Source organism: Pseudomonas sp. 14P_5.3_Bac1 (genome assembly GCF_025466135.1).
GTDB lineage: Bacteria > Pseudomonadota > Gammaproteobacteria > Pseudomonadales > Pseudomonadaceae > Aquipseudomonas.
The window spans coordinates 75,593-101,129 of the sequence record NZ_JANLOF010000039.1 but is presented as its reverse complement, the minus strand read 5'-3'; the positions used below and the strand labels follow the sequence as shown (position 1 = coordinate 101,129).

The following is a 25,537-nucleotide window of genomic DNA, read 5'->3' as shown; positions in this document are numbered from 1 at the left end:
TTTTTTGTGGGGCACTTACTGAAAAAACTGATCAGGCCGTTTGCTTCTTCTTTGATTGAGTGGGCTGATCTGTCTTGAGCTTCTTTTCGTGCATTTCTTCAGGTGGTTGCGCCTCTGTTTGCGCCTCAGCCGCCGAGATTGCAATCGCGTGCAGTCCCTTGGGCCCCTGAATGGTTTCAAATGTCACTGCTTGGCCCGCTTTCAGCGTCTTGTACCCGTCCATGGTAATCGCTGAATAATGCGCAAAGAGATCTTCTTCGGGTTTTCCTTCTGCATTTATGAAACCGTAGCCTTTGGCATTGTTAAACCATTTGACCTTGCCATTGATCTTGACGCCAGACATACCATATCCCTCTGCACCAGACTCCATCACTGGAGTATCATCCAGTTTATCCGTCCTAACCCGAATAAATAAGGTTGACTGCGCGGACCTTTTTTACCCACTGTGGGCTCTATTGGTTGTAACACTGATTCGCCGATAGTCAAGGCGACCATTGGGTCAGAGTTGAAATTCTGACAGGTCGCCCCCATCACTGTACTTGAACCACTGACGAACCTTTCTTTCCATGCATGCAAACAGCCAGATTCGACTAACATTCAATCAGGATCGCCCGGATCAGGAACATGACGACGACGGTTCTGCGGGCATTGCTGTTCAGGAAGCGAAGCCTGCCTTACAGGCGCCGCCGATGTACAAGGTGGTTTTGTTCAATGATGACTACACACCGATGGATTTCGTGGTCGAAGTGCTCGAGGTGTTTTTTAACCTGAACCGCGAGTTGGCGACCAAGGTAATGCTGGCCGTTCACACAGAAGGACGGGCAGTATGTGGAGTGTTTACCCGCGACATCGCCGAGACAAAGGCCATGCAGGTCAACCAGTACGCCAGGGAAAGCCAGCATCCGCTACTCTGTGAAATCGAGAAGGACGGTTAACGCCGACCACTTGGGTATGAGGTGAAGCTATGTTAAACCGCGAGCTCGAAGTCACCCTCAATCTTGCCTTCAAGGAGGCCCGTTCGAAGCGTCATGAATTCATGACCGTCGAGCACCTGCTGCTGGCACTTTTGGATAACGAAGCTGCCGCCACCGTGCTACGTGCGTGCGGCGCCAACCTCGACAAACTCAAGCATGACCTGCAGGAGTTTATCGACTCCACTACGCCACTGATCCCCGTGCATGACGAGGACCGCGAAACCCAGCCAACCCTGGGCTTCCAGCGGGTCTTGCAGCGTGCGGTATTCCACGTCCAGAGCTCCGGCAAGCGTGAAGTCACAGGCGCCAATGTGCTTGTGGCTATCTTCAGCGAACAGGAAAGCCAGGCAGTGTTTCTGCTCAAGCAGCAGAGCGTTGCGCGTATTGATGTCGTCAACTACATCGCCCACGGTATCTCCAAGGTGCCAGGGCACGGCGATCATTCCGAGGGTGAGCAGGATATGCAGGACGACGAGGGCGGTGAGTCTTCTTCTTCAAGCAACCCGCTGGATGCCTATGCCAGCAACCTCAACGAGTTGGCGCGCCAGGGGCGGATCGATCCGCTGGTGGGCCGCGAGCTTGAAGTTGAGCGTGTAGCGCAGATCCTCGCGCGTCGTCGCAAAAACAACCCATTGCTGGTGGGCGAGGCGGGCGTGGGTAAAACCGCGATTGCTGAAGGCCTGGCCAAACGTATTGTCGATAATCAGGTGCCTGACCTGCTGGCCAACAGTGTCGTCTACTCCCTTGACCTGGGCGCATTGCTCGCCGGGACCAAGTACCGTGGCGACTTCGAGAAGCGCTTCAAGGCGCTGCTCGGTGAGCTGAAAAAGCGTCCGCAGGCGATCCTGTTTATCGATGAGATCCACACCATCATTGGTGCCGGTGCGGCTTCCGGTGGGGTGATGGACGCCTCCAACCTGCTCAAGCCGTTGCTGTCGTCGGGTGATATCCGCTGCATCGGTTCAACCACCTTCCAGGAATTTCGCGGGATCTTCGAGAAAGACCGCGCCTTGGCGCGTCGCTTCCAGAAAGTCGACGTGTCCGAGCCTTCGGTTGAAGACACCATCGGTATCCTGCGTGGGCTCAAGGGGCGTTTCGAAGCGCACCATGGCATCGAGTACACCGATGAGGCGTTGCGCGCAGCGGCCGAGCTGGCGTCACGCTACATCAATGACCGGCATATGCCGGACAAGGCCATCGACGTCATCGATGAGGCGGGTGCCTACCAGCGCCTGCAACCCGTCGAGAAGCGCGTGAAGCGCATCGACGTGCCTCAGGTCGAGGACATCGTGGCGAAGATCGCGCGGATTCCGCCAAAACACGTCACCAGTTCCGACAAGGAACTGCTGCGTAACCTGGAGCGTGACCTCAAGCTCACCGTGTTCGGTCAGGATGCGGCCATCGACTCGCTGTCCACCGCGATCAAGCTGTCGCGCGCGGGCCTCAAGTCGCCGGACAAGCCGGTCGGTTCGTTCCTGTTCGCAGGCCCTACCGGCGTCGGCAAGACCGAGGCAGCGCGGCAGTTGGCCAAGGCCATGGGCATTGAGCTGGTGCGCTTTGACATGTCCGAATACATGGAACGCCACACGGTGTCGCGCCTGATCGGTGCGCCTCCGGGCTACGTCGGTTTCGACCAGGGCGGTCTGTTGACCGAAGCAATCACCAAGCAGCCGCATTGCGTGTTGCTGCTCGATGAAATCGAGAAGGCCCACCCGGAAGTCTTCAACCTGCTGCTGCAGGTCATGGACCACGGGACCCTGACTGATAATAACGGGCGCAAGGCGGACTTCCGCAACGTGATCGTGATCATGACCACCAACGCCGGTGCTGAAACCGCCGCGCGGGCTTCGATCGGCTTTACGCATCAGGATCATTCCTCTGATGCGATGGAAGTGATCAAGAAAAGCTTCACGCCGGAGTTCCGCAACCGCCTGGACACCATTATCCAGTTTGGTCGCCTCAGCCATGAGGTCATCAAAAGCGTGGTGGACAAGTTCCTTACCGAGCTTCAAGCGCAGTTGGAAGACAAGCGCGTGCAGCTGGACGTAACGGACGCGGCGCGCAATTGGTTGGCGGAGGGTGGTTACGACGCGGCAATGGGCGCTCGCCCAATGGCACGTCTGATCCAGGACAAGATCAAGCGGCCACTGGCCGAAGAGATCCTGTTCGGCGAGCTCTCCGACCATGGTGGCGTGGTGCATATCGATCTGAAGGACGGCGAGCTGACCTTCGATTTCGAAACCACGGCCGAAATGGCCTGACATCGCTGACCGCAACAAAGCAAAAAGGCGCCCAAAGGCGCCTTTTTGCTGTCTGTCTCAAGCACTGAAGATCAACTGTGGGAGCTGGCTTGCCTGCGATTGGATGGGTCAGTCAGCGACGCGCTTACTGTCATACCGCTATCGCCAGGCAAGCAACTCCCTTATTAATCGCGCACACACAAAAACGCCCGGCAGAACCGGGCGTTTTGTATTGACTTGATTAACGAGCGCGGTAAGTGATGCGCCCTTTGCTCAAGTCATAGGGCGTCAGCTCGACGCGCACCTTGTCACCGGTAAGAATACGAATGTAGTTCTTGCGCATCTTGCCGGAGATATGCGCGGTTACGACGTGCCCATTTTCCAACTCCACACGAAACATGGTGTTGGGCAGGGTGTCGACGACAGTGCCTTCCATTTCGAAGCTGTCTTCTTTCGACATGCAGTAAAGCCCTCGGTATCCAGTGAATGGCCCGGTGCAACTGCGCCAGGCAAAAGCGGCGTGCATTGTGCCCGAAAAAGGGTGTTTAAGCCAAGGGGTTCTAGTTAAGCGTGACCCATCTTTGATTAATAAGTAGCTCAATCGGCCGATATTGGGTCTTGTAGTTCATCTTTTTGCAGTTTTTTATCCAGTAACCGAGGTACACCGCCTCCAGTTCCAGGCGCAAGGCTTCACCGATTTGCCACAAAATTGCAAAGCGTCCCAGGCTGCGACGTTCTTCGCTTGGCTCGTAGAACGTGTACACCGCGGACAGGCCGTTGGGCAGCAGATCGGTCACGGCCACCGCCAGCAGGCGTCCGTCCAGGCGAAACTCATAGAACCGAGAAAACGGCAGGTCGCGCACCAGGAACGTCGAAAACTGATCGCGACTGGGTGGGAACATATCGCCGTCGGCATGGCGTTGTTCGATGTAGCGCTGGTAGAGATCGAAATATTCTTCGCTGTACTGAGGCTTGGTGGCGGTCACCGTCAAGTCGGCATTGCGCTTGAGGATACGTTTCTGGTTACGGTCCGGCAAAAACTGCGCAGCCGGGATGCGTGCCGGCACGCAAGCATTGCAATTCTGGCAATGGGGGCGGTACAGGTGATCGCCGCTGCGCCGAAAACCCATCTCTGACAGGTCGGCGTACACGTGCACGTCCATTGGCTGGCTGGGGTCGAGGAACAGCGTGGTGGCCTGCTCGTCGGGCAGATAGCTGCAAGAGTGGGCTTGAGTGGCATAAAACTTCAAGCGCGCCAGCTCGGTCATGATCAACCCTCGGGATAAGCTTTGAAATAAGTGTAAGCCAGGTGCGAGAAAGTCGCCTAGGAAACCCACGGTCCAGAGCTGGGTTGGTCCAAATGGTTGCGCAGGAAGGCCGCGAAATCACTGCGCGGTATGGCGCGCGCGCCAAGGCTGTGCAGGTGATCATTGGGCATCTGGCAGTCGATCAACACAAAACCCCAAGCCTGCAACTGCCGGGTCAGGGTGGCGAAACCGAATTTCGACGCGTTGTCGGCGCGGCTGAACATGGATTCGCCAAAGAACAGTTGGCCCATCGCCAGCCCATACAGGCCGCCAACCAGTTCGCCGTCATCCCACACTTCCACCGAGTGCGCGTAGCCGCGCTGGTGCAGCGCCAGGTAGGCGCTCTGGATGCCCTCGGTGATCCAGGTGCCATCGGCGTAGCTGCGCGGTGCGGCGCACGCCTGGATGACGGCAGCGAAGTCCTGGTCGAACGTCACGCTATAACGCTGCTGGCGCAGCAGTTTGCCGAGGCTGCGCGAGACATGCAGTTCGTCGGGGAATATCACGGTGCGCGGGTCGGGTGACCACCAAAGAATCGGCTGGCCTTGCGAGAACCATGGAAAGCAGCCATGGCGGTAAGCCTCGATCAGGCGTTCGGCCGACAGGTCGCCGCCGGCGGCAAGCAGGCCATTGGGTTCGCGCATGGCCTTGGCCAGCGGCGGAAAAGTCAGGGAGTCGCGTTGCAACCAGGTCAGCATGGCATCCAGGCTTACGGAAGGGGAGGGGAGTGGCAGACGGGTCGCCTGCCGCGGCAGGGGTGATTATTGTCGACACAGCGCTGTGGGGCCAGCCCGAATCGGGGATCGACGAGGATTAGCGTGAGCGCGTGTTTCTGCAACTCTGTGCCCGAGGCGCGGTCGTAATCGGGTCCAGGCAATGCAGGCCATTTGCCAAGCTTGCCTGGATTGCTAAAAACAGCTCATAAGCCTTTGTCAGCAAAGACAATGCATGCTCAAATTGAACATGCTGTGACACTTCATTTGTCTATGCTGCTCAGTGATCGGCAAGGGCGTGGCATCGCGGGCGCAAACCCGTACAATGCGGCCATTGTGGCGTTATCGCCATTTCACCCTTTCATCACCCAGTGTTAAAAGTAGATTCAGCGACGTTCGTTCATTTTTCAGCCGCTCGGATTGAGCGGTAGTGTGCAGTCATTCAACAGATGGACGCGCTAAAGGCGCAGGAAAAGACCCGTTTTGAAGAAATCCGCCGCAACACCTAAAGCAGCAGTCGTGCCGGCCTGGCGCCAGCATCTGCACTACCGACTCAAGGAAGGAGCGCTGATCGCCATCGGCGCCCTGTGCCTGTTCCTGATGATGGCCTTGCTGACCTATGGCAAGGACGATCCGGGCTGGAGCCACAACAGCAAGATCGAAGACGTGCAGAACTTCGGTGGACCTGCCGGTTCCTACAGCGCCGACATTCTGTTCATGGTGCTGGGTTACTTCGCGTATATCTTCCCGCTGTTGCTGGCGATCAAGACCTGGCAGATCTTCCGCCAGCGCCACGAGCCGTGGCAGTGGAGCGGCTGGCTGTTCTCCTGGCGCTTGATCGGCTTGGTGTTTCTGGTGCTGTCCGGTGCGGCCCTGGCGCACATCCACTTTCATGCGCCTACCGGTTTGCCGGCGGGCGCGGGCGGTGCGCTGGGCGAGAGCCTTGGCGACCTGGCGCGCAAGAGCCTGAATATCCAGGGCAGCACCTTGATGTTTATCGCGCTGTTCCTGTTCGGCCTGACGGTGTTCACCGACTTGTCGTGGTTCAAGGTGATGGACGTCACCGGCAAGATCACCCTCGACCTGCTCGAATTGTTCCAGGGGGCGGCCAACCGCTGGTGGTCGGCGCGTGTTGATCGCAAGCGCATGGTGGCGCAGCTGCGTGAGGTGGATACCCGCGTCAATGAGGTCGTGGCCCCGACCACGCCGGACCGACGCGAGCAGGCCAAGGTCAAGGAACGCCTGATCGAGCGCGAGCAAGCCCTGAGCAAACATATGTCGGACCGCGAGAAGCAGGTGCCGCCGGTGATCGCCCCGGCGCCGCCCAAGGCTCCCGAGCCGAGCCATCGCGTACAGAAAGAGAAGCAGGCCCCGTTGTTTATCGACAGCGCCGTGGAAGGCACCTTGCCGCCGATCTCGATTCTCGACCCGGCCGAAAAGAAACAACTCAATTATTCCCCGGAATCCCTGGCGGCCGTCGGCCATCTGCTGGAAATCAAACTCAAGGAATTCGGCGTCGAAGTTTCCGTTGACTCGATCCACCCGGGCCCGGTTATTACCCGTTACGAAATCCAGCCCGCCGCCGGCGTCAAGGTCAGCCGCATTTCCAACCTGGCCAAAGACCTGGCCCGCTCCCTGGCCGTGACCAGCGTGCGTGTGGTGGAAGTGATCCCCGGCAAGACCACCGTGGGCATCGAGATTCCCAATGAAGACCGGCAGATCGTGCGCTTCTCCGAAGTGCTGTCGACGCCGGAATACGACAACTTCAAATCGCCGGTCACCCTGGCCCTGGGCCATGACATCGGCGGCAAGCCGGTAATTACCGACCTGGCAAAAATGCCGCACTTGCTGGTCGCCGGTACCACCGGTTCCGGTAAGTCGGTAGGCGTGAACGCGATGATCCTGTCGATCCTGTTCAAGTCCGGCCCGGATGACGCCAAGCTGATCATGATCGACCCGAAGATGTTGGAACTGTCGATCTACGAAGGCATTCCGCACCTGCTCTGCCCGGTGGTCACCGACATGAAGGACGCCGCCAACGCCTTGCGTTGGAGCGTGGCCGAGATGGAGCGCCGCTACAAGCTGATGGCGAAGATGGGCGTACGAAACCTGTCGGGCTTCAACGCCAAGGTCAAGGAAGCCCAGGACGCCGGCACGCCACTGACCGACCCGTTGTACAAGCGCGAAAATATCCACGACGAAGCGCCGCTGCTGACCAAGCTGCCGACCATCGTGGTCGTGGTCGACGAATTTGCCGACATGATGATGATCGTCGGCAAGAAGGTTGAAGAGCTGATCGCACGTATCGCCCAGAAAGCCCGGGCTGCCGGCATCCACTTGATCCTGGCGACCCAGCGGCCATCGGTGGACGTGATCACGGGTCTGATCAAGGCCAACATCCCGACGCGCATGGCGTTCCAGGTTTCCAGCAAGATCGACTCGCGCACCATCATCGACCAGGGCGGCGCCGAGCAACTGTTGGGTCACGGTGACATGCTCTACATGCCGCCCGGCACCAGCCTGCCGATCCGGGTTCACGGCGCGTTCGTTTCCGATGACGAAGTACACCGCGTGGTGGAAGCCTGGAAACTGCGCGGCGCGCCGGAATACAACGACGACATCCTCGCCGGTGTCGAAGAGGCCGGCAGCGGCTTCGACGGTGGCAGCAGCGGTGGTGACGACGACGCCGAAACCGACGCGCTGTACGACGAGGCCGTGGCGTTCGTGCTTGAAAGCCGCCGTGCCTCGATCTCTGCGGTACAGCGCAAACTGAAAATCGGCTACAACCGCGCCGCCCGCATGATCGAAGCCATGGAAAACGCTGGCGTCGTGACCGCAATGAACACCAACGGCTCGCGCGAAGTCATCGCCCCCGGGCAGATGCGCGACTGATCTCGTGCCGCGTGGCAGCACGCGGCTCGCCTTAACGACTCAATGAGGACTCCCATGCGTCTTATCCGCATGCTGTTGTTGCCGGCCCTGGCCCTGACTGCTGTTTCGGCCCACGCTGATCCGGCCTCCGTGGCCAGCCTGACCAACCTGTTGGACAAATCCAAGACCCTGACGGCGCGCTTCTCCCAGCTGACCCTGGATGGCGGCGGCACCCAGTTGCAGGAAACCGCCGGTGAAATGGCCGTGCAGCGCCCGGGCCTGTTCTACTGGAAAACCGACGCGCCGAACGAGCAGACCATCGTCTCCGACGGCCAGAAAGTCACCTTGTGGGACCCGGACCTGGAGCAGGCGACCATCAAAAAGCTCGACCCGCGCCTGAACCAGACGCCGGCGCTGCTGCTGTCGGGCGATGTGTCGAAAATCAGCGACAGTTTCGATATCACCTCCAAGCAAACCAGCAACGTGATTGAGTTCACCCTCAAGCCTAAGTCCAAGGACACGTTGTTCGACAGCCTGCAGCTGTCGTTTGGCAATGGCGTGATCAACAACATGCGCCTGATCGACAGCGTTGGTCAGCGTACCGATATCCTGTTCTCCGCGGTCAAGGCTAACGGCGTTGTCGATGCCTCCAAGTTCAAGTTCGTCATCCCCAAGGGTGCCGACGTGATCCAGGAATAAACTGTTTAGAGGTTTCAAGCGCTGCCCATGGATTTGTTTCGAAGTGACCCGATTGCTCAACCCTTGGCCGCGCGTTTGCGTTCGACCAACCTGGACGAGTACGTCGGGCAAGAACACCTGCTCGCTCGCGGCAAGCCATTGCGCGAAGCCCTGGAGCAGGGTGCGCTGCACTCGATGATTTTCTGGGGGCCGCCGGGCGTGGGTAAAACCACCCTGGCGCGCTTGCTGGCGAAGGTCTCGGATGCGCACTTCGAAACGGTTTCGGCGGTGTTGGCGGGGGTCAAGGAGATCCGCCAGGCGGTTGAGGTGGCCAAGCAGCAGGCCGGGCAGTATGGCAAGCGCACCATCCTGTTCGTTGATGAGGTGCACCGCTTCAACAAGTCGCAGCAGGATGCGTTTTTGCCGTATGTCGAAGACGGCACGCTGATTTTTATCGGCGCCACCACCGAAAACCCGTCGTTTGAACTCAACAACGCGCTGCTGTCGCGGGCGCGGGTCTATGTGCTCAAGAGCCTGGACGAAGCGGCGATGCGCAAGCTGTTGCAGCGTGCATTGAGCGAAGACAAGGGCCTGGGCAAGCGCCAGCTCAGCCTCAGCGACGAAGGCTTCAAGATTTTGATGAGCGCCGCCGATGGCGACGGTCGTCGCTTTCTCAACCTGCTGGAAAACGCGTCGGATCTGGCTGAAGACCACAGCGAGATCGGCGTCGACCTCCTGCAAAGCCTGCTGGGCGACACCCGCCGGCGCTTCGACAAGGGCGGCGAAGCCTTCTACGACCAGATCTCGGCGCTGCACAAATCCGTACGCGGCTCCAACCCTGACGGCGCGCTGTACTGGTTTGCGCGGATGATCGACGGCGGCTGCGACCCGTTGTACCTGGCGCGCCGTGTGGTGCGCATGGCCAGCGAAGACATCGGCAATGCCGACCCGCGCGCGCTGAGCCTGTGCCTCGCCGCCTGGGAAGTGCAGGAACGCCTCGGCAGCCCGGAAGGCGAGTTGGCAGTGGCGCAGGCCATCACTTACTTGGCGTGCGCACCCAAAAGCAACGCCGTGTACATGGGCTTCAAGTCGGCCCTGCGCGCCGCGGCCGAACACGGCTCGCTGGAAGTGCCGTTGCACCTGCGCAACGCCCCGACCAAGCTGATGAAGCAATTGGGCTACGGCGACGAATACCGCTATGCCCATGACGAGCCGGACGCCTATGCCGCCGGTGAAGATTATTTTCCCGATGAGCTTGAGCCACAGCCGTTCTACCAGCCGGTGCCCCGTGGGCTGGAGCTGAAGATTGGTGAAAAGCTCAATCACCTCGCCCAACTCGATCGCCTCAGCCCCAAACAGCGGAGAAAGTAGTGCTCAAGACCATTCTTGCCGTGTCCGTAGCCGGCATCGCTGGTACATTATTGCGTTTCGCCACCGGTACGTGGGTGAGCGCCAATTGGCCCAAGCATTTTTATGCGGCGACCCTGGCGGTCAACCTGGTGGGTTGCTTGATCATCGGGCTGTTGTACGGCTGGTTCCTGTTGCGCCCGGAAGTGCCGATTGAGATTCGCGCCGGCTTGATTGTCGGCTTTGTAGGCGGTCTGACGACCTTTTCATCCTTTTCACTGGATACGCTGCGCCTGCTGGAAAGCGGGCAAGCCCTGGTCGCCTTCGGCTACTTGGGCATCAGCGTGTTCGGCGGGCTGCTCGCCACCTGGGCTGGCCTGTCCTTGACCAAACTTTGATAACGAGAGACCGACATGCTCGATTCCAAACTGTTACGTAGCAACCTTCAGGACGTAGCGGACCGCCTGGCATCCCGTGGCTTTGCCTTGGATGTTGCGCGCATCGAAGCGCTGGAAGAACAGCGCAAGACCGTCCAGACCCGCACCGAAGCACTGCAGGCTGAGCGCAATGCACGTTCCAAATCCATCGGTCAGGCCAAGCAGCGCGGTGAAGACATTGCGCCGCTGATGGCCGACGTCGAGCGTATGGGCACTGAGCTGTCCGACGGCAAAGTCGAGCTGGAAGGCATTCAGAGCGAGCTGGACTCGATCCTGCTGGGCATCCCCAACCTGCCGCACGAATCGGTGCCGATTGGCGAAGACGAAGACGGCAACGTCGAGGTGCGCCGCTGGGGCACGCCCAAGGTCTTTGATTTCGAGATCAAGGACCACGTTGCACTCGGCGAGCTGACCGGTGGCCTGGATTTTGAAACCGCCGCCAAAATGTCCGGCGCACGCTTTGCCTTGCTGCGCGGCCCGATCGCGCGCATGCACCGCGCCCTGGCGCAGTTCATGATCAACCTGCACACCGCCGAGCACGGCTACGAAGAAGCCTACACCCCGTACCTGGTGCAGGCGCCGGCGCTGATGGGCACCAGCCAGCTGCCGAAATTCGAAGAAGACCTGTTCAAGATCAGCCGCGACGGCGAAGCCGACCTGTACCTGATCCCGACGGCCGAAGTGTCGCTGACCAACATCGTCGCCGGCGAGATCCTTGACGCCAAGCAGCTGCCGATCAAGTTCGTGGCTCACAGCCCGTGCTTTCGCAGTGAAGCCGGTGCTTCGGGGCGCGATACCCGCGGCATGATCCGCCAGCACCAGTTCGACAAAGTCGAGATGGTGCAAGTGGTCGAGCCGTCGACCTCGATGGAAGCCCTGGAAGGCCTGACCGCCAACGCCGAGCGCGTGCTGCAACTGCTGGAGCTGCCGTACCGCGTCTTGGCGCTGTGCACCGGCGACATGGGGTTCAGTGCCGTGAAGACCTACGACCTCGAAGTGTGGGTGCCGAGCCAGGACAAATACCGCGAGATTTCGTCGTGCTCCAACTGCGGTGACTTCCAGGCCCGTCGCATGCAAGCGCGTTTCCGCAACCCGGAAACCGGCAAGCCGGAGCTGGTGCACACCCTCAACGGTTCGGGTCTGGCCGTCGGCCGTACGCTCGTAGCCGTGTTGGAAAACTACCAGCAGGCTGACGGTTCGATTCGTGTACCTGAAGTGCTCAAGCCTTACATGGCGGGCGTTGAGGTCATCGGCTAAATGGAATTTCTGCCGCTGTTTCATAACCTGCGCGGCAGTCGTGTGTTGGTCGTCGGTGGCGGGGAGATTGCCTTGCGCAAATCCCGGCTGCTGGCCGACGCCGGTGCGTTGTTGCGGGTGGTTGCTCCCCAGATCGAAGACCAGTTGCGTGAACTGGTACTGGGCAGTGGCGGGGAACTGATTTTGCGCGGTTATCAGGAGCCCGACCTCGACGGTTGCACCCTGATCATCGCCGCGACCGACGACGAGCCGCTGAACGCGCAAGTATCCAGTGATGCCAAGCGTCGCTGCGTGCCGGTCAACGTGGTGGACGCGCCAGCCTTGTGCAGCGTGATCTTCCCGGCGATTGTCGACCGTTCGCCCTTGGTGATTGCAGTGTCCAGTGGCGGCGATGCGCCGGTGCTGGCACGCCTGATCCGCGCCAAGCTGGAAACCTGGATTCCGTCCACCTATGGCCAATTGGCCGGGTTGGCGGCGCGTTTTCGTGCCCAGGTCAAAGGTTTGTATCCGGATGTGCAGCAGCGTCGCGCGTTCTGGGAAGAAGTTTTCCAGGGCCCGATTGCCGACCGCCAGTTGGCCGGGCAGGGCGATGAGGCCGAGCGCCTGCTGATCGAAAAGGTCAACGGGAAACCGCCGCATGCGCCGGGCGAAGTTTACCTGGTGGGCGCAGGCCCGGGTGATCCGGACCTGCTGACCTTCCGCGCCTTGCGCCTGATGCAGCAAGCCGACGTGGTGCTGTACGACCGCTTGGTGGCGCCGGCCATTCTCGAGCTGTGCCGTCGCGATGCCGAACGGGTTTACGTCGGCAAGCGTCGCGCCGACCACGCCGTGCCGCAGGACCAGATCAACCAGCAATTGGTGGACTTGGCCAAGCAAGGCAAGCGTGTGCTGCGTCTCAAGGGTGGCGACCCGTTCATCTTTGGCCGTGGTGGCGAAGAGATCGAGGAGTTGGCGGCCCACGGCATTCCGTTTCAGGTGGTGCCGGGTATCACGGCAGCCAGTGGTTGCGCGGCGTATGCCGGGATTCCGCTGACCCATCGCGACTATGCGCAGTCGGTGCGGTTTATCACCGGGCATTTGAAAAACGGTACCTCGGACCTGCCTTGGCATGACCTCGTTGGCCCCTCGCAAACCTTGGTGTTTTACATGGGCTTGATCGGCTTGCCGATCATCTGCGAACAACTGATCAAGCATGGTCGCTCGGCGGATACGCCGGCGGCATTGATCCAGCAGGGCACCACCTCCAATCAGCGTGTCTTCACCGGCACCCTGGCGGATTTGCCGCGCATGGTGGCGGAGCATGAAGTGCATGCGCCAACACTGGTGATCGTCGGTGAAGTGGTGGTGTTGCGCGAAAAGCTGAAGTGGTTCGAAGGCGCACAGTCCCAGGTCTGACACGGCTCTTGGAGTGCGTGGTTTGAATGTGGCGAGCGGGCTTGCCCCGCGTTGGGCTGCGCAGCGGCCCTAAAACCAGACACCGCGGTTTGCTTGGCAGAACGCGGTGTTTTTACGGGGGCTGCTGCGCAGCCCAACGCGGGGCAAGCCCGCTCGCCACGAAAGCCCAATTGCTACCGGAAGAGGCGGTGTCAGTTCCAGACGGCTTTACCGCTCAGCCGCTCGCGATCATGCCCGGCATCAAAATGCTGCAACGGCCCTTTCGGCACAATCCCCGTCGGATTGATGGTGCGATGGCTCGCGTAGTAATGCCCCTTGATATGCGCAAAATCCACCGTCTCGGCCACGCCTGGCCACTGATACATCTCCCTCAGCCAGTTCGACAAACTCGGGTAATCGGCAATCCGCCGCAGGTTGCATTTGAAGTGGCTGTAATACACCGCATCAAAGCGAATCAGCGTGGTGAACAGCCGCACATCGGCTTCGGTCAGGTATTCGCCGGCCAAGTAGCGGTGCTTACCCAAGTGCTGCTCCAGGTGATCCAGCTCGGCAAACACATCGTCAAACGCGCTTTCATAAGCCTTTTGCGAGGTGGCGAAGCCTGCGCGGTACACGCCGTTGTTCACGGCGGGGTAGATGCGCTCGTTCAGCGCGTCAATCGCCTGGCGAAGCCCCTCGGGATAGAAGTCCAGCGTGTTGCCGGTCAGGTGGTTAAACGCGCTGTTGAACATGCGGATGATCTCCGCCGACTCATTACTGACGATGCGCTTGAGCTTCTTGTCCCACAGCACCGGCACGGTCACGCGGCCAGTGTAGTCGGCGGTGTCGGCGGTGTAGCGCTGATGCATGTAGGCAAAATCGTCGAGCTTGTCGCCGGTAGAGCCGTGGGACTTGTCGAAGGTCCAGCCGTTTTCCAGCATCAACCAACTGACCACGGACACCTCGATCAGGCTTTCCAGGCCCTTGAGCTTGCGCAGGATCAGGGTGCGATGCGCCCAGGGGCAGGCGAGGGAAACATACAGGTGGTAGCGACCGGCTTCGGCCTTGAAGTCACCTTCGCCACTCGGGCCGGGCTCACCGTCGGCGGTCACCCAATTGCGGCGCTGTGCCTGCTCGCGCTGGAAAGCGCCGTCTGCGCTACTTTCGTACCACTGGTCTTTCCAGTGTCCTTCGATCAGCAAACCCATGACTGGCTCCTTGGCTAATAAGCGTTGGAGGCCAGTGTAAAGGGATGAGTTCGAACTAAAAGCGCAAAGACTGCGGGGGAATGATCGATTAAATCGATTTGTCCCGCGCATCCCAGTATTGCTGGGCCAATGCGAACGCCTGCTCTCGCGGATGGCCGATACCGCGTAATGCCAGGGCCATGGTCGCGATCAGCGCCAGTTGCGGGTAACTGTCTTCAGCGTCACCCCGCCACACGGCTTTCAAGTGTTCGGGTTCCAGGCTGGCAGGTTTGACGTGGCGTTGGGCGGAGAGGGCGGGCCATTCTTCATCCCAGCTTTGGCCGCCAGTGGTGCCATACAGGTGACTGATCGTGTCCGGGTTGATCTCGACTTCGCCGCCATCGCCCTTGACCACGATCACATTGTCGCCAAGCAGGCCGCTGGCATCGCGGTGTACGCCCTGGTAACCGGGGTGGAAAATGCTTTGCAGACCGCAGCGCGCATTCAGCGGGTTGAGCAGGCGCGCCAGCGAGTGGATCGGCGAGCGCAGGCCCAAGGTGTTGCGCAGGTCGATCATGCGTTGCAGTTGTGGTGCCCAGTCGCCCAGGGGGATAAAAGCCAGGTTGCCGTGTTCGAGCGCCGTTTCGACCTGCTGCCAGTTACGGCACAACGGGATCTGTAAACCTTCCAGCAATTGCTCGGTGTACAACCGGCCAGCGGTGTGCGCACCGCCGCCGTGCATGAGGATGCGCACTCCGTTTTTCGCCAGGCACTTGGCTGCCAGCAAATACCACGGCAGGTGGCGTTTTTTACCGGCGTAGGTTGGCCAGTCGACATCCACCTTCAGCGCCGGCGCGCTCAGGCGTTCGCGCACGGCTTGGGTGAAACCTGCGAGCTCTTCCGGGCTTTCTTCCTTGTGGCGCAGCAACATCAGGAAGGCGCCGAGCTGGGTGTCCTCGACCTTCTCGTCGAGCAGCATGCCCATGGCTTCGCGGGCTTCCTCACGGGTGAGGTTGCGCGCGCCGCGCTTGCCTTTGCCCAGGATGCGCACGAACTGCGCAAACGGGTGCTCGGCAGGGGTTTCAAAGGTCAGCGGGGCAAAGTCGGTCATAAGCAATTCGTCGGCCTGGGCAGGCCCGCCAACTTGGCGGCGAGTTTGGCGGGAGTGCCGTTGAACAGTGTGTTGAGGTGCAGGCTGTTGCCCTTTTCCGGACCCAGCTTCAAGGCGGTGTACTTGATCAGTGGGCGCGTGGCCGGGGACAGCTGGAACTCTTCATAGAACCCGCGCAGCAGTTCGAGGATTTCCCAATGGGCGGCGGTCAATTCCAGGGGCTCGGCGGCGGCCAGTGCGTTGGCGACCTCTGCAGACCAGTCATTGAGGTCGACGAGGTAGCCGTCCTTGTCCAATTCGAGGGTGCGTTCGCCTACGGTCAGGGTGTTCATAGCCAGCTGTTGACCTTGTCGTAGTCGATGGACAGCTGCACAAAACCCGGGTAGTCCACGCTGTCGGCCCAGTCCGGTAGCGGCAGGTTGCGCGCCAGCATGTCTTCGGCCAATACAAACACTTTCACGCCCCTGGTTTGCAGCGCCGCGTTGTGCAGGCCGTAGGCGCCGTCGCCGCACAGCAGAATCGCGTCCGCACTGCCGCACACGCGCAGGCAACTGGCGAGGCGGCTATCGGTAAACGGTGAATGAGACACCACATGTAAAGTCGACATCAGAGGGTAATCACCTGGTCGTAACGGTCAATCAATTTGCAAATAGCGTCGTTGCTCAGTGCCTGGGCGCTGGCAGGGGCTGTGAGCCCGCGTTCGGCCAGGCTGTGGCCGCAGGCGAACACGTCATCAATGCCAAACAGGCCCAACGCCTGCAGGTTGGCACTCAAATCCTTTTGCTGCACGGCTTTGGCGTTTTGCTGCGGCGCCAGTTGAAACACGCCGTCGTCCATAAACAGCAGGCCGATCGGCAAGTCGAACGCCCCGCCGGCCAGCACAATATCCAGGGCTTCGCGCGCGCTTGGCCCGGACCACGGCGCCTGGCGGCTGATTACCAATAAGGATCTGGACATGTCACGGCCCTCCAAAACAAATCAGGCGGTCGGCGGCCTGGGCGGCATCGTGCAATTGCCCAAGGCCCGACAACGCCCACGGCGCATCCAGATTCACCGCGCTGCGTTGATAGCGCGTGGCTTCTTCGCTATTGAGCACGCCACGGCGCAAGGCGGCGGCAATGCATACAACGCCGTCCAGCTGGTGCGCGCTGACAAATTCGCGCCATTGCCGGGCAATATCTTGCTCATCCTGGGGCGCGACGATGTTGCTGGAGGCGCTGTACACGCCGTCCTGATAAAAAAACAGCCGCACAATTTCATGCCCACCGGCAATCGCCGCTTGAGCAAACAGCAAGGCGCGGCGCGAGGAGGGCGCGTGGGCGGCGGAAAACAGCGCAATTGCGAACTTCATGGAACACTCTGCAAGCAAACGTGGGCCAATGATAAAGCCGCCGCGGCGAAAAAGCCCGCCGTGATCAAAACGGTCACCCTCGCTGATCGTTCTGACGATTGCCGGTAGGATCAAGCCTGCCTACGCTGTGGGCATTCGAAACCGAAATGGAGTCTCCATGTCAGGTCCCTTGGCGTCCCTCAAAGTGCTGGATTTTTCCACCTTGCTACCTGGCCCGTTCGCGTCCTTGATGCTCGCGGACATGGGCGCCGAGGTGCTGCGGATCGAATCGCCTACGCGCGTGGATCTGTTGCGCGTCCTGCCGCCGCATGATCAAGGCACATCGGCCAGCCACGCCTACCTCAATCGCAATAAGCGCAGCCTGGCGCTGGACCTCAAGCAGGTTGAGGCGTTGGAGATCGTGCGTGAGCTGGTCAAGGACTACGACATCGTCCTCGAGCAATTTCGCCCCGGCGTAATGGAGCGTTTGGGACTGGGTTATGCGGCGCTCAAGGCGATCAACCCCAGGCTGATCTACGTATCGATCACCGGCTACGGCCAGACTGGCCCCTATAAGGACCGCGCCGGGCACGATATCAATTACCTGGCGCTGGCCGGCATTGCCAGCCACACCGGGCGCCAGGACAGCGGGCCACTGCCGCTGGGCGTGCAATTGGCGGATGTGGCCGGTGGTTCGCTGCACGCGGTGGTCGGGTTGCTGGCGGCGGTGATAGCGCGTCAGCACAGCGGCGTTGGGCAACACCTGGATGTGAGCATGACGGACTGTTCGTTCAGCCTGAACGCCATGGCCGGCGCGGGTTACCTGGCCTGTGGGGTCGAGCCGGAGTGGGAGACTCAGGTACTCAACGGCGGCAGCTTTTATGATTACTACCGCACGCGCGACGGGCGCTGGATGTCGGTCGGCAGCCTGGAGCCTGCGTTTATGCAGCAACTGTGCGCGGCGCTGGGGCGGCCGGAGTTGGCGGCGCAGGGCCTGTCGCCCAGGCCGGAACAGCAAAAAGCCCTAAAGCTGGCGCTGCAGGTCGAGTTTGAAAAGCGTAGCTTTGAGCAGTTGTGCGAGCTGTTTGCCGGGGTGGATGCGTGTGTTGAGCCTGTATTGAGTTTAAGTGAAGCGGTGGAGCACCCGCAGTTGAAGGCGCGGACGCTGATCAGCCAAGTGCCACGCGGCGATGGTTCGACTCAGGCGCAAATCGCCTGCCCGTTGAAATTTTCAGAGGGGTTGCCAGAGCCTCGGCATATTGGGGCGGCGGTGGGGGCGCATACGGATGAAGTGTTGGAAGAGCTGGGGCTCAGCGCGCAACGAATTGCAGAATTGCGGCGGGCTAAGGTGATTGGTTAACTGTTCGGCCGCTATCGCAGGCAAGCCAGCTCCCACATTTGATCGGCGGCACGCTCAAAATGTGGGAGCTGGCTTGCCTGCGATGGGGCCCTCACTCTACCCGGGTTTCCCCGGTGTACACCAAGGTATGCCGGCAACGCCTGCACAAGTACCGTCGCCCCTGGTTCACCAACCCATGGCGCTGGGCTGAAAACGGGAAATCACTGTCGGCACACGGGCAGCGATAGATGTAACGCGTCACTTGCCGACGCTTGATTGCATAGGTGTGGCAGCGATCCGGCGGCAGTTCGTAGACCCCGCGCATGATCAATTGCCATTCCTCGCCATGGGGCTGGATGCGTTCGCCAAACAATTGATGGGCGATCAGGTGCGCAACCTCATGGGCCACGGTCTGCTTCAGGAAATGTTGGCTGTTTTCACGGTACAGCTGTGGGTTGAAGCGCAGCAGGTTCTCGTGCAAATGCGCGACACCGGCCTTCTGGCCCCGCAGCTTGAGGCTGACCTGGGGGCGTTTGAAGCTTCGTTTAAAAAAGGATTCGGCTTGCAGGAAACAATCTTCGACGCGGGTATTGAGTTGCTCGGGCATGCTGACCATCTCTCCAGAGGCGCCCAGTATGCCGCAAAAGCAGGTGTTTCCGAATCTGTCAGGCGCCGAATGGTCATGCATGACGCACAAAGCCACCTTGCGGTGGCTTTGCCTGCGGTGTCAGCCGCTCAGTTGGTGTAGATCGGGCCTACGCCCAAACCCCAGACGATCACGGTAAACGCCATGATCGCCACCAGTACCACCAGCCCCACCGCCAGCACCGAGCTGGAAAACAGGAACCCCTCGTCCGGGTCGATGCTCATGAACGTGGGCAGCCCCACATACAGCAGGTACACCGTGTAACAGATGGCGGCCGTGCCGACGACCATGCCCAGCCACATATGCGGATACAACGCCGCCAGCCCACCGATAAACAGCGGGGTCGCGGTGTAGGTGGCAAATGCCACGCACCGCGCCATGCTGGGGCTGGCGTCGTAGGTGCGGGCCATCCAATGAATGAACGCGCCCATTACCGCCACGCCGCCGAGCATGGCCGCGTACGACATCAGGGTCATCCATAGAGCGCTTTCCTGGGTCAGCATCACCGGCGCGCGGCTGCCGATAACCCAGCCCACCCGGGTAGTGCCGATAAATGCCGAAACGGCGGGGATCGCCGCGAGAATCAGGGTGTGAGTCAGGTACATGTGGCCGATACTTTCTTCCTTATCGCCACGAATTTCCCGCCATTCCTGGTCGGGATGGGTAAACAGCCCCACGACGTGATGGATCATGCCAGTCACTCCTGTCGTTATTACCATCGCCCCCCATCGGAGCGCCCACGGGCCAAAGGCCTCAAAGGTCCCGGATAGTTGTGCGACCTTACGTCGCAGTATAGGAAGTGATGGCCGGAAAAACTGTAGGGCTTTAGAGCAAATTGCGCTGTAAAGAGTGGCGCTAATCGCGGTGAGGTCTGTCAGTAATGACTCGGTCCACTGTGAAGGTCGGCTTGCCTGCAATAGCGGTGGGCCAGCGAATTTTAATGGTTGTGTGACACCGCTATCGCAGGCAAGCCAGCTCCCACAATGGAACTCGGTCGGTCATGAAGGTAAAATGCCCGGCTTTTCGTCACACACCTCTAGCGGATCCAAGCGCCATGGGCACTCTTACGGTCAACCAGAACAAACTGCAAAAACGCCTGCGTCGCCTGGCCGGTGAAGCGGTCGCCGATTTCAACATGATCGAGGACGGCGACAAGGTCATGGTCTGCCTCTCCGGCGGTAAAGACAGTTACACCATGCTCGACGTGCTGCTGCACCTGCAAAAGGTCGCGCCGATCAAGTTCGAGATCGTCGCTGTCAACATGGACCAGAAACAGCCGGGCTTCCCCGAGCACGTATTGCCTGCCTACCTGAAAGCGCTGGGCATCGAGTACCACATCGTCGAAAAAGACACCTATTCGGTGGTCAAGGAGTTGATCCCCGAAGGCAAGACCACCTGCTCGCTGTGTTCGCGCCTGCGCCGTGGCACGCTCTACACCTTTGCCGATGAGATCGGCGCGACCAAGATGGCCCTCGGTCACCACCGTGATGACATCGTCGAGACGTTTTTCCTCAATATGTTTTTCAACGGCTCCCTCAAGGCCATGCCGCCCAAGCTGCGCGCCGATGACGGCCGCAACGTGGTGATCCGGCCGCTCGCGTATTGCAACGAGAAAGACATCCAGGCCTACTCCGACTTCAAGCAATTCCCGATCATCCCGTGCAACCTGTGCGGCTCCCAGGAAAACCTGCAGCGCCAGGTGGTCAAGGAAATGCTCGTGGACTGGGAGCGCAAGACCCCGGGCCGCACTGAAAGCATCTTCCGCAGCCTGCAGAATGTGATCCCCTCGCAGCTGGCCGACCGCAACCTGTTCGACTTCACCAGCCTGAAAATCGATGAGAGCGCCGCGTCGCGCTTCGTCAATGTTGTGAACCTCTAACACGTTTCAACGCTCTGAAAGACGGCGCTTACGGGCGCCGTCTTCAATTCAATTGCCAGGAGAGGGCATGCGCGATTACAAGTGGCTGCACGAATATTGTCTGAACCGTTTTGGTTCAGCGGCCGAGTTGGAAGCCCACCTGCCTGTGCCCAAGACCCCGGCACAGTTGCGCAAAATCAGTGACGATCGCTACCTGTCCACCCTGGCGCTGCGGGTATTTCGCGCCGGGCTCAAGCACAGTGTGGTGGATGGCAAGTGGCCCGCGTTCGAGCAGGTGTTTTTCGGTTTTGACCCGGAGAAGGTCGTGCTGATGGGCGCCGAACACCTGGAGCGCCTGATGCAGGACACGCGCATCATTCGTCACCTGGGCAAGCTCAAAAGCGTGCCGCGCAATGCGCAGATGATTTTGGACATTGAGCAGGAAAAGGGCAGCTTCGGCGCGTTTGTTGCCGACTGGCCGGTGACCGATATCGTCGGTCTGTGGAAGTACCTGAGCAAGCACGGCCACCAGTTGGGCGGGCTGTCGGCGCCGCGTTTTTTGCGCATGGTGGGCAAGGACACGTTTGTACCGAGCTATGACGTGGTGGCGGCGTTGAATGCGCAGAAGATCGTCGACAAAGTGCCGACCAGCCTGCGGGATTTGGCGACGGTGCAGGGCGCGTTCAACCAATGGCACGCCGAGAGCGGGCGGCCGATGTGTCAGTTGTCGATGATGCTGGCTTACACAGTGAATCATTGAGGCCGAGTTGATCCTATCGCAGGCAAGCCAGCTCCCACATTTGATCGGCGGCGCGTTCAAAATGTGGGCGCTGGCGTGCCTGCGATAGCGGTCTTCAGGCCGGCTGCAAATCTGCCGCCAGCCGCCGATTCAACTGATGCCGCCAGCGCACATATAACAGTGCGGTACAAAACACCGCCAGGCTCGCGAGCATCTCCAGCACCCCAAACCACTGGCGGTTCGGGTCATAGGCCGCCAGTGCGCCCTTGATGAAATACAAGTTCACCACAAAGCACATCCACGAATGCCCGCGTGCGCTGCCGAGCAGCATGCCCGGCGCCAGCACCAGCAGCGGCACCAGTTCGATCAGCAGAATCACCCACGGGCGCGCGCCGTGCAGGTCGGCGACGAACAGGTAATACCCGCACAGCAACCCCACCAGCCCAAGAAACGCCAGCAGGCTGAGCACGCGTGCGACGTTGACCCGTGGTTCCAGCCACGCCTGGGGCGGCAGGGCCTTAGGCTTTCTGGCCACGGCCGTTCTCCAGCAGCATGGCGGTGGTGGCCAGGCGCAGGCCAAGGGCGCGGCACAGGGTGATTTCGTGTTGGTCGAGCATGCGCTTGCCGTCGGGCCCCGAGTGATGGCTGGCGCCGTACGGCGTGCCGCCGCCCTGGGTGTCGAGCAGTGCTTGTTCGCTGTAGGGCAGGCCGGTGATCAACATGCCATGGTGCAGCAACGGCAGCAGCATCGACATCAGCGTGGTTTCCTGGCCGCCGTGCAGGCTGGCCGTGGAAGTGAACACGCCGGCTGGCTTGCCGACGAGGGCGCCGGTCAGCCACAGGTTGCTGGTGCCGTCGAGGAAATACTTGAGCGGCGCGGCCATGTTGCCAAAGCGGGTCGGACTGCCAAGGGCCAGGCCCGAGCAATTTTTCAGGTCATCGAGGCTGGCATACAGCGCGCCTTCGTCGGGAATGCTCGGCGCCACCGCTTCACACTCGGTGGAAATCGCCGGCACGGTGCGCAATCTGGCTTCCATCCCGCCCTGCTCGATACCGCGAGCAATCTGGCGGGCCATTTCGCTCACCGAGCCATTGCGGCTGTAATACAACACCAGCACATACGGCGCGGTCACGGCAGCAGCTCCAGCAGGTTTTCCGGCGGGCGGCCAATGACGGCTTTATCGGCGGTTTCCAGGATCGGGCGTTCCATCAGCTTCGGGTGTTCGGCAATCGCGGCGATCAGTTGCGCCTCGCTGAGGCTGGCGTCGGCCAGGTTGAGGGCTTTGTATTCGTCTTCGCCGGTGCGCAGCAATTGGCGTGCGCTGATGCCCAGCTTGCCCAGCAGGGTCTTCAATTGCGCGGCGTTCAGCGGGGTTTCGAGGTAGCGCACGACGGTGGGTGTGAGGCCGCGAGCTTCCAGCAGTTCGAGCGCACCGCGGGATTTCGAGCAGCGCGGGTTGTGATAAAGCGTCAGATCGGTCATGTGCGGGTCGCATCTTGCGTAAGGTGGCGGGTATTCTACCTGCGCAGCGTCCTGTCCTTAAACCGTAAGAGGCGATAGGTCGCAGCCAACGTTCATTTTTTTGCGAAGGATTACCCCATGACAAGGCGACTGATCGGTGCATTGGCGATCATCACAACCCTGCTGCTCAGCGGCTGCGGTAACGACTACGGCGTTGACCAATACGGTAAGAAGGTCGCGTCAGAACGCTTGGACAAACAGTGGGTGGTGCTCAATTACTGGGCGGAATGGTGTGGCCCGTGCCGCACGGAGATCCCGGAACTCAATGCCTTGGCCGAGCAGCTCAAAGGGCAGAACGTTGGGGTTTTCGGGGTCAACTTTGACAATGTGCAGGGTGAAGAACTCAAGGCCGCCAGCGAGAAGCTGGGGATCAAGTTCACCGTACTGGCGCAGAACCCGGAAGAGATTTTCGATATCCCGCGCAGCGAGGCGTTGCCGGTGACCTACATCATTGATGACAAGGGCAAGGTGCGCGAGCAGTTGATGGGTGAGCAGACGGCGCAAGGCGTGCTCGCCAAGCTCAAAGCCCTACGCGGTTAACTGTGTGGGAGCGGGCTTGCCTGCGATGCGGGCGACCCGGTATGCCTGTGATACCGAGTCGATGCTGTCTCAGGCAAGCCAGCTCCCACAGCAAAACCGGTGTGCAATGAAGTCGATCAGCCTTCTTCAAGCCACAGCCGAATAGGCTTGCCTTCAGCCGGCCAGAAACGCGTCTGCTCGATCGGCGAGATGTCCCAACGCTCGACGCCTTGCAGGGCCTGGAAGAAGCGGTGCTCCTGCTCCATCAAGGCCTCGGCGCAGAGTTTGCGAGTGCTGCCGATCTTGCCGAAGTTCAGCTTGTCACCCTCAATGGTGTACGGCGCAAACCAGTGGTTGCAACCGCCATTGCCGTAGGCGCGACCATCGGCGCCAAGGGTGACGGTCAGGTGCGCGTAATCCATCAGCGGCCGTTCACCAATCCATTCCACCACGTAGCTGTGATCCTGCTTGAGCTTCACCGCATCGCCGGCGCAGCCGGTCAGGCCCATGCCGACGGCCGCGAGCAGCAGCAGGCCTTTCATTGCGCGGCCTGCTGGCATTTAGGGCAGCGGTGCTTGTCGCCTTCGCTGGCCCAGCCCAATGCCTTGATGCGCGCGTTGGCGGCAGGTTGCAGCGGCTCTTTGGTCAGCTTGGTTTCTACCGCGAATTCAAATTCCAGCACGGTGTCGCAGCTGTCGCAGTTGACCTTCCAGGTATGAATCTCCAGCTCGCCGAATTTCGGCCCCTGGGCCATGGCGACCCATTGGCCTGCCGGGCGGATGGAGTAGCGCGCATCACCTTCGACGGTCAGGCGCATCGACAGGGTTTTACTGCCACGCAGGGTGACGATCAGCACGTCGCCGTGTTTGATCGAACCACCGTTACCGGTGACTTGATAACGGCCCGGTACCAGGGCGCGGCATTCGATCAGGGTGTGTTGCGGGCTCAGCAAGCTGAAGCGGAAATCGTGTTCGGCCATGGATCCTCCAAATAGGCGCGGCATCCTATCACGGGTGCCGGCCTATCATGAGCCTGGTATGTGACCGCCGATCATCCTTCGACCAGGTTCTGCGGCTGGCCTTTGGCCCACGCGGCAATATTGCCCAACGTGGTGCTGGCGATGGCCGCCAGGGCCTCGCGGGTGAGAAATGCCTGGTGCGCGGTGATGATCACGTTGGGGAACGTCAGCAGGCGTGCGAGCACGTCGTCTTGCAGCGGCAGGTCGGAGCGGTCTTCGAAAAACAGCTGGGCCTCTTCTTCATACACATCCAGCCCGAGGTAGCCAAGTTGGCCGTCCTTGAGGGCTTCGATCAGCGCCGGCGTGTCCACCAGCCCGCCACGGCCGGTGTTGATCAGCATTGCGCCGCGCTGCATCTGCGCCAGGGAGCGGGCGTTGATCAGGTGTTTGCTGTCGTCGGTCAGCGGGCAATGCAGGCTGATGATCTGCGCGTGCGCCAGCAGCTCGGGCAGGCTCACGTAACGTGCGCCAAGGGCCTGCACCTGCGGGTTGGGGAAAGGGTCGTAGGCCAGCAATTGGCAGCCGAAGCCGGCCATTATCTTGGCGAACGTGGCGCCGATCTGCCCGGTGCCGACCACGCCGACGGTCTTGCCCACCAGGTCGAAACCGGTCAGCCCATGCAAGCTGAAATCGCCATCGCGGGTGCGGTTGTAGGCGCGATGCAGGCGGCGGTTAAGGGCGAGAATCAGCGCCACGGCATGCTCGGCCACCGCGTGGGGCGAGTAGGCCGGCACCCGCACGATGGTCAGGCCCAGGCGCTGGGCGGCGGGCAGGTCGACATGGTTGTAACCGGCCGAGCGCAGGGCAATCAGGCGCGTGCCGCCTGCGGCCAGTTGCTCCAGCACCGGGGCGCTGAGGTCGTCATTGATAAACGCGCAGACCACTTCGTGGTGTTCGGCCAGGGCCACGGTGTCGAGATTGAGTCGCGCAGGCTGAAATTGCAGCTCAAGGCCGGCCGGCAGTGGCTCGCCAAGAAAGCTGTCGCGGTCGTAGGTCTGGCTGCTGAAAAGAATGACGCGCATCAAAAAAGCTCCCTGCAAGTTGCGAGTTGCAAACGCAGACCCTTGAAG

Annotated in this window: 30 protein-coding genes; 12 read left to right on the top strand and 18 right to left on the bottom strand. The window is 60.6% G+C overall.

Going from position 1 to position 25,537, the window contains the following annotated elements:
- Positions 1-31: 31 nt before the first annotated feature.
- The gene (gene cspD / locus NTD89_RS09965; protein ID WP_262207360.1) at positions 32-343 is read right to left on the bottom strand and encodes a cold shock domain-containing protein CspD; all 312 of its coding nucleotides are present in this window, start codon (positions 341-343) and stop codon (positions 32-34) included.
- 223 nt (positions 344-566) lie between these two features.
- On the opposite strand from cspD, the gene clpS reads away from it, so the two are divergent.
- Together clpS and clpA are read left to right on the top strand one after the other, a co-directional pair.
- Positions 567-935, top strand: coding sequence for an ATP-dependent Clp protease adapter ClpS (gene clpS / locus NTD89_RS09960; RefSeq protein ID WP_005789091.1), 369 nt, complete (start codon positions 567-569; stop codon positions 933-935).
- 29 nt (positions 936-964) lie between these two features.
- Positions 965-3,235 (top strand): ATP-dependent Clp protease ATP-binding subunit ClpA, encoded by a 2,271-nt coding sequence (gene clpA, locus NTD89_RS09955; RefSeq protein WP_106579861.1) that lies wholly within the window; start codon positions 965-967, stop codon positions 3,233-3,235.
- Between the two features lie 220 nt (positions 3,236-3,455).
- On the opposite strand, the gene infA is transcribed toward clpA, so the two are convergent.
- From infA to aat, 3 genes are all read right to left on the bottom strand, one after another.
- Positions 3,456-3,674, bottom strand: a complete 219-nt coding sequence (gene infA, locus NTD89_RS09950) for a translation initiation factor IF-1 (RefSeq protein ID WP_002553999.1) — start codon at positions 3,672-3,674, stop codon at positions 3,456-3,458.
- A 100-nt stretch (positions 3,675-3,774) separates the two neighbouring features.
- Positions 3,775-4,482 carry an arginyltransferase gene (locus NTD89_RS09945; RefSeq protein ID WP_145164694.1) on the bottom strand — a complete coding sequence of 236 codons (708 nt, stop codon included), beginning with the start codon at positions 4,480-4,482 and terminating at the stop codon, positions 3,775-3,777.
- A 56-nt stretch (positions 4,483-4,538) separates the two neighbouring features.
- Complete coding sequence (gene aat / locus NTD89_RS09940) at positions 4,539-5,219, bottom strand: leucyl/phenylalanyl-tRNA--protein transferase (RefSeq protein WP_262207357.1); 681 nt, start codon at positions 5,217-5,219, stop codon at positions 4,539-4,541.
- Between the two features lie 498 nt (positions 5,220-5,717).
- Here aat and NTD89_RS09935 point away from each other — a divergent pair, with 498 nt between their 5' ends.
- From NTD89_RS09935 to cysG, 6 genes are read left to right on the top strand one after another with little or no spacing between them, the layout of a single operon-like run.
- The gene (locus NTD89_RS09935; RefSeq protein WP_145164713.1) at positions 5,718-8,126 is read left to right on the top strand and encodes a DNA translocase FtsK; all 2,409 of its coding nucleotides are present in this window, start codon (positions 5,718-5,720) and stop codon (positions 8,124-8,126) included.
- 54 nt (positions 8,127-8,180) lie between these two features.
- Positions 8,181-8,804, top strand: coding sequence for an outer membrane lipoprotein chaperone LolA (gene lolA, locus NTD89_RS09930; RefSeq protein ID WP_106579857.1), 624 nt, complete (start codon positions 8,181-8,183; stop codon positions 8,802-8,804).
- Positions 8,805-8,831: 27 nt separating this feature from the next.
- Positions 8,832-10,154 (top strand): replication-associated recombination protein A, encoded by a 1,323-nt coding sequence (locus NTD89_RS09925; RefSeq protein WP_106579856.1) that lies wholly within the window; start codon positions 8,832-8,834, stop codon positions 10,152-10,154.
- On the top strand, positions 10,154-10,528 hold the full coding sequence (crcB, locus tag NTD89_RS09920; RefSeq protein ID WP_034098661.1) for a fluoride efflux transporter CrcB: 375 nt from the start codon (positions 10,154-10,156) through the stop codon (positions 10,526-10,528). The genes NTD89_RS09925 and crcB overlap by 1 nt, the downstream gene beginning before the upstream one ends.
- Before the next feature lie 15 nt (positions 10,529-10,543).
- The gene (serS, locus tag NTD89_RS09915) at positions 10,544-11,824 is read left to right on the top strand and encodes a serine--tRNA ligase (RefSeq protein WP_262207354.1); all 1,281 of its coding nucleotides are present in this window, start codon (positions 10,544-10,546) and stop codon (positions 11,822-11,824) included.
- A complete protein-coding gene (cysG, locus tag NTD89_RS09910; protein ID WP_119736257.1) occupies positions 11,825-13,219 on the top strand; it encodes a siroheme synthase CysG in 1,395 nt (464 codons plus the stop codon).
- A 191-nt stretch (positions 13,220-13,410) separates the two neighbouring features.
- On the opposite strand, the gene NTD89_RS09905 is transcribed toward cysG, so the two are convergent.
- From NTD89_RS09905 to tusD, 6 genes are all read right to left on the bottom strand, one after another.
- A complete protein-coding gene (locus tag NTD89_RS09905) occupies positions 13,411-14,406 on the bottom strand; it encodes a glutathione S-transferase family protein (RefSeq protein WP_262207352.1) in 996 nt (331 codons plus the stop codon).
- An 88-nt stretch (positions 14,407-14,494) separates the two neighbouring features.
- Complete coding sequence (locus NTD89_RS09900) at positions 14,495-15,496, bottom strand: glycosyl transferase family protein (protein ID WP_262207350.1); 1,002 nt, start codon at positions 15,494-15,496, stop codon at positions 14,495-14,497.
- The gene (locus NTD89_RS09895; protein ID WP_145164721.1) at positions 15,493-15,828 is read right to left on the bottom strand and encodes a TusE/DsrC/DsvC family sulfur relay protein; all 336 of its coding nucleotides are present in this window, start codon (positions 15,826-15,828) and stop codon (positions 15,493-15,495) included. The genes NTD89_RS09900 and NTD89_RS09895 overlap by 4 nt, the downstream gene beginning before the upstream one ends.
- Complete coding sequence (tusB, locus tag NTD89_RS09890; RefSeq protein WP_106579850.1) at positions 15,825-16,103, bottom strand: sulfurtransferase complex subunit TusB; 279 nt, start codon at positions 16,101-16,103, stop codon at positions 15,825-15,827. Before tusB ends, NTD89_RS09895 begins: the two co-directional genes overlap by 4 nt.
- Positions 16,103-16,453 (bottom strand): sulfurtransferase complex subunit TusC, encoded by a 351-nt coding sequence (gene tusC, locus NTD89_RS09885; RefSeq protein WP_262207347.1) that lies wholly within the window; start codon positions 16,451-16,453, stop codon positions 16,103-16,105. Before tusC ends, tusB begins: the two co-directional genes overlap by 1 nt.
- A 1-nt stretch (position 16,454) precedes the next feature.
- Complete coding sequence (tusD, locus tag NTD89_RS09880) at positions 16,455-16,847, bottom strand: sulfurtransferase complex subunit TusD (protein WP_145164727.1); 393 nt, start codon at positions 16,845-16,847, stop codon at positions 16,455-16,457.
- A gap of 157 nt (positions 16,848-17,004) precedes the next feature.
- On the opposite strand from tusD, the gene NTD89_RS09875 reads away from it, so the two are divergent.
- The gene (locus NTD89_RS09875; protein ID WP_262207345.1) at positions 17,005-18,186 is read left to right on the top strand and encodes a CaiB/BaiF CoA transferase family protein; all 1,182 of its coding nucleotides are present in this window, start codon (positions 17,005-17,007) and stop codon (positions 18,184-18,186) included.
- A 91-nt stretch (positions 18,187-18,277) separates the two neighbouring features.
- Here the strand turns inward: NTD89_RS09875 and NTD89_RS09870 are convergent, their stop codons facing one another.
- Together NTD89_RS09870 and NTD89_RS09865 are read right to left on the bottom strand one after the other, a co-directional pair.
- Positions 18,278-18,772: a SprT family zinc-dependent metalloprotease gene (locus NTD89_RS09870; RefSeq protein WP_064454959.1), complete on the bottom strand. Its 495-nt coding sequence runs from the start codon at positions 18,770-18,772 to the stop codon at positions 18,278-18,280.
- Positions 18,773-18,900: 128 nt separating this feature from the next.
- Positions 18,901-19,503: a Yip1 family protein gene (locus tag NTD89_RS09865; protein ID WP_106579846.1), complete on the bottom strand. Its 603-nt coding sequence runs from the start codon at positions 19,501-19,503 to the stop codon at positions 18,901-18,903.
- Between the two features lie 362 nt (positions 19,504-19,865).
- Between NTD89_RS09865 and ttcA the strand changes: the two genes are divergently transcribed.
- Positions 19,866-20,690 (top strand): tRNA 2-thiocytidine(32) synthetase TtcA, encoded by an 825-nt coding sequence (gene ttcA / locus NTD89_RS09860; RefSeq protein WP_106579845.1) that lies wholly within the window; start codon positions 19,866-19,868, stop codon positions 20,688-20,690.
- 67 nt (positions 20,691-20,757) lie between these two features.
- The gene (locus tag NTD89_RS09855) at positions 20,758-21,429 is read left to right on the top strand and encodes a DNA-3-methyladenine glycosylase I (protein WP_119736245.1); all 672 of its coding nucleotides are present in this window, start codon (positions 20,758-20,760) and stop codon (positions 21,427-21,429) included.
- Positions 21,430-21,523: 94 nt separating this feature from the next.
- On the opposite strand, the gene NTD89_RS09850 is transcribed toward NTD89_RS09855, so the two are convergent.
- From NTD89_RS09850 to arsC, 3 genes are read right to left on the bottom strand one after another with little or no spacing between them, the layout of a single operon-like run.
- Complete coding sequence (locus NTD89_RS09850; protein WP_262207340.1) at positions 21,524-21,943, bottom strand: DUF2069 domain-containing protein; 420 nt, start codon at positions 21,941-21,943, stop codon at positions 21,524-21,526.
- Entirely contained in the window at positions 21,927-22,541 is a 615-nt protein-coding gene (wrbA, locus tag NTD89_RS09845) for an NAD(P)H:quinone oxidoreductase (RefSeq protein WP_106579842.1), read from the bottom strand. The genes NTD89_RS09850 and wrbA overlap by 17 nt, the downstream gene beginning before the upstream one ends.
- Complete coding sequence (arsC, locus tag NTD89_RS09840) at positions 22,538-22,891, bottom strand: arsenate reductase (glutaredoxin) (protein WP_145164734.1); 354 nt, start codon at positions 22,889-22,891, stop codon at positions 22,538-22,540. Before arsC ends, wrbA begins: the two co-directional genes overlap by 4 nt.
- Positions 22,892-23,008: 117 nt before the next feature.
- On the opposite strand from arsC, the gene NTD89_RS09835 reads away from it, so the two are divergent.
- The gene (locus NTD89_RS09835) at positions 23,009-23,470 is read left to right on the top strand and encodes a TlpA disulfide reductase family protein (protein ID WP_145164736.1); all 462 of its coding nucleotides are present in this window, start codon (positions 23,009-23,011) and stop codon (positions 23,468-23,470) included.
- Between the two features lie 116 nt (positions 23,471-23,586).
- Here NTD89_RS09835 and NTD89_RS09830 read toward each other — a convergent pair whose 3' ends face one another.
- The 3 genes from NTD89_RS09830 to NTD89_RS09820 form a co-directional block, all read right to left on the bottom strand.
- The gene (locus NTD89_RS09830; protein WP_262207339.1) at positions 23,587-23,991 is read right to left on the bottom strand and encodes an META domain-containing protein; all 405 of its coding nucleotides are present in this window, start codon (positions 23,989-23,991) and stop codon (positions 23,587-23,589) included.
- Positions 23,988-24,428: a hypothetical protein gene (locus tag NTD89_RS09825; protein ID WP_106579838.1), complete on the bottom strand. Its 441-nt coding sequence runs from the start codon at positions 24,426-24,428 to the stop codon at positions 23,988-23,990. The genes NTD89_RS09830 and NTD89_RS09825 overlap by 4 nt, the downstream gene beginning before the upstream one ends.
- A 71-nt stretch (positions 24,429-24,499) precedes the next feature.
- Complete coding sequence (locus NTD89_RS09820) at positions 24,500-25,489, bottom strand: 2-hydroxyacid dehydrogenase (RefSeq protein WP_262207336.1); 990 nt, start codon at positions 25,487-25,489, stop codon at positions 24,500-24,502.
- Positions 25,490-25,537 lie beyond the last annotated feature (48 nt).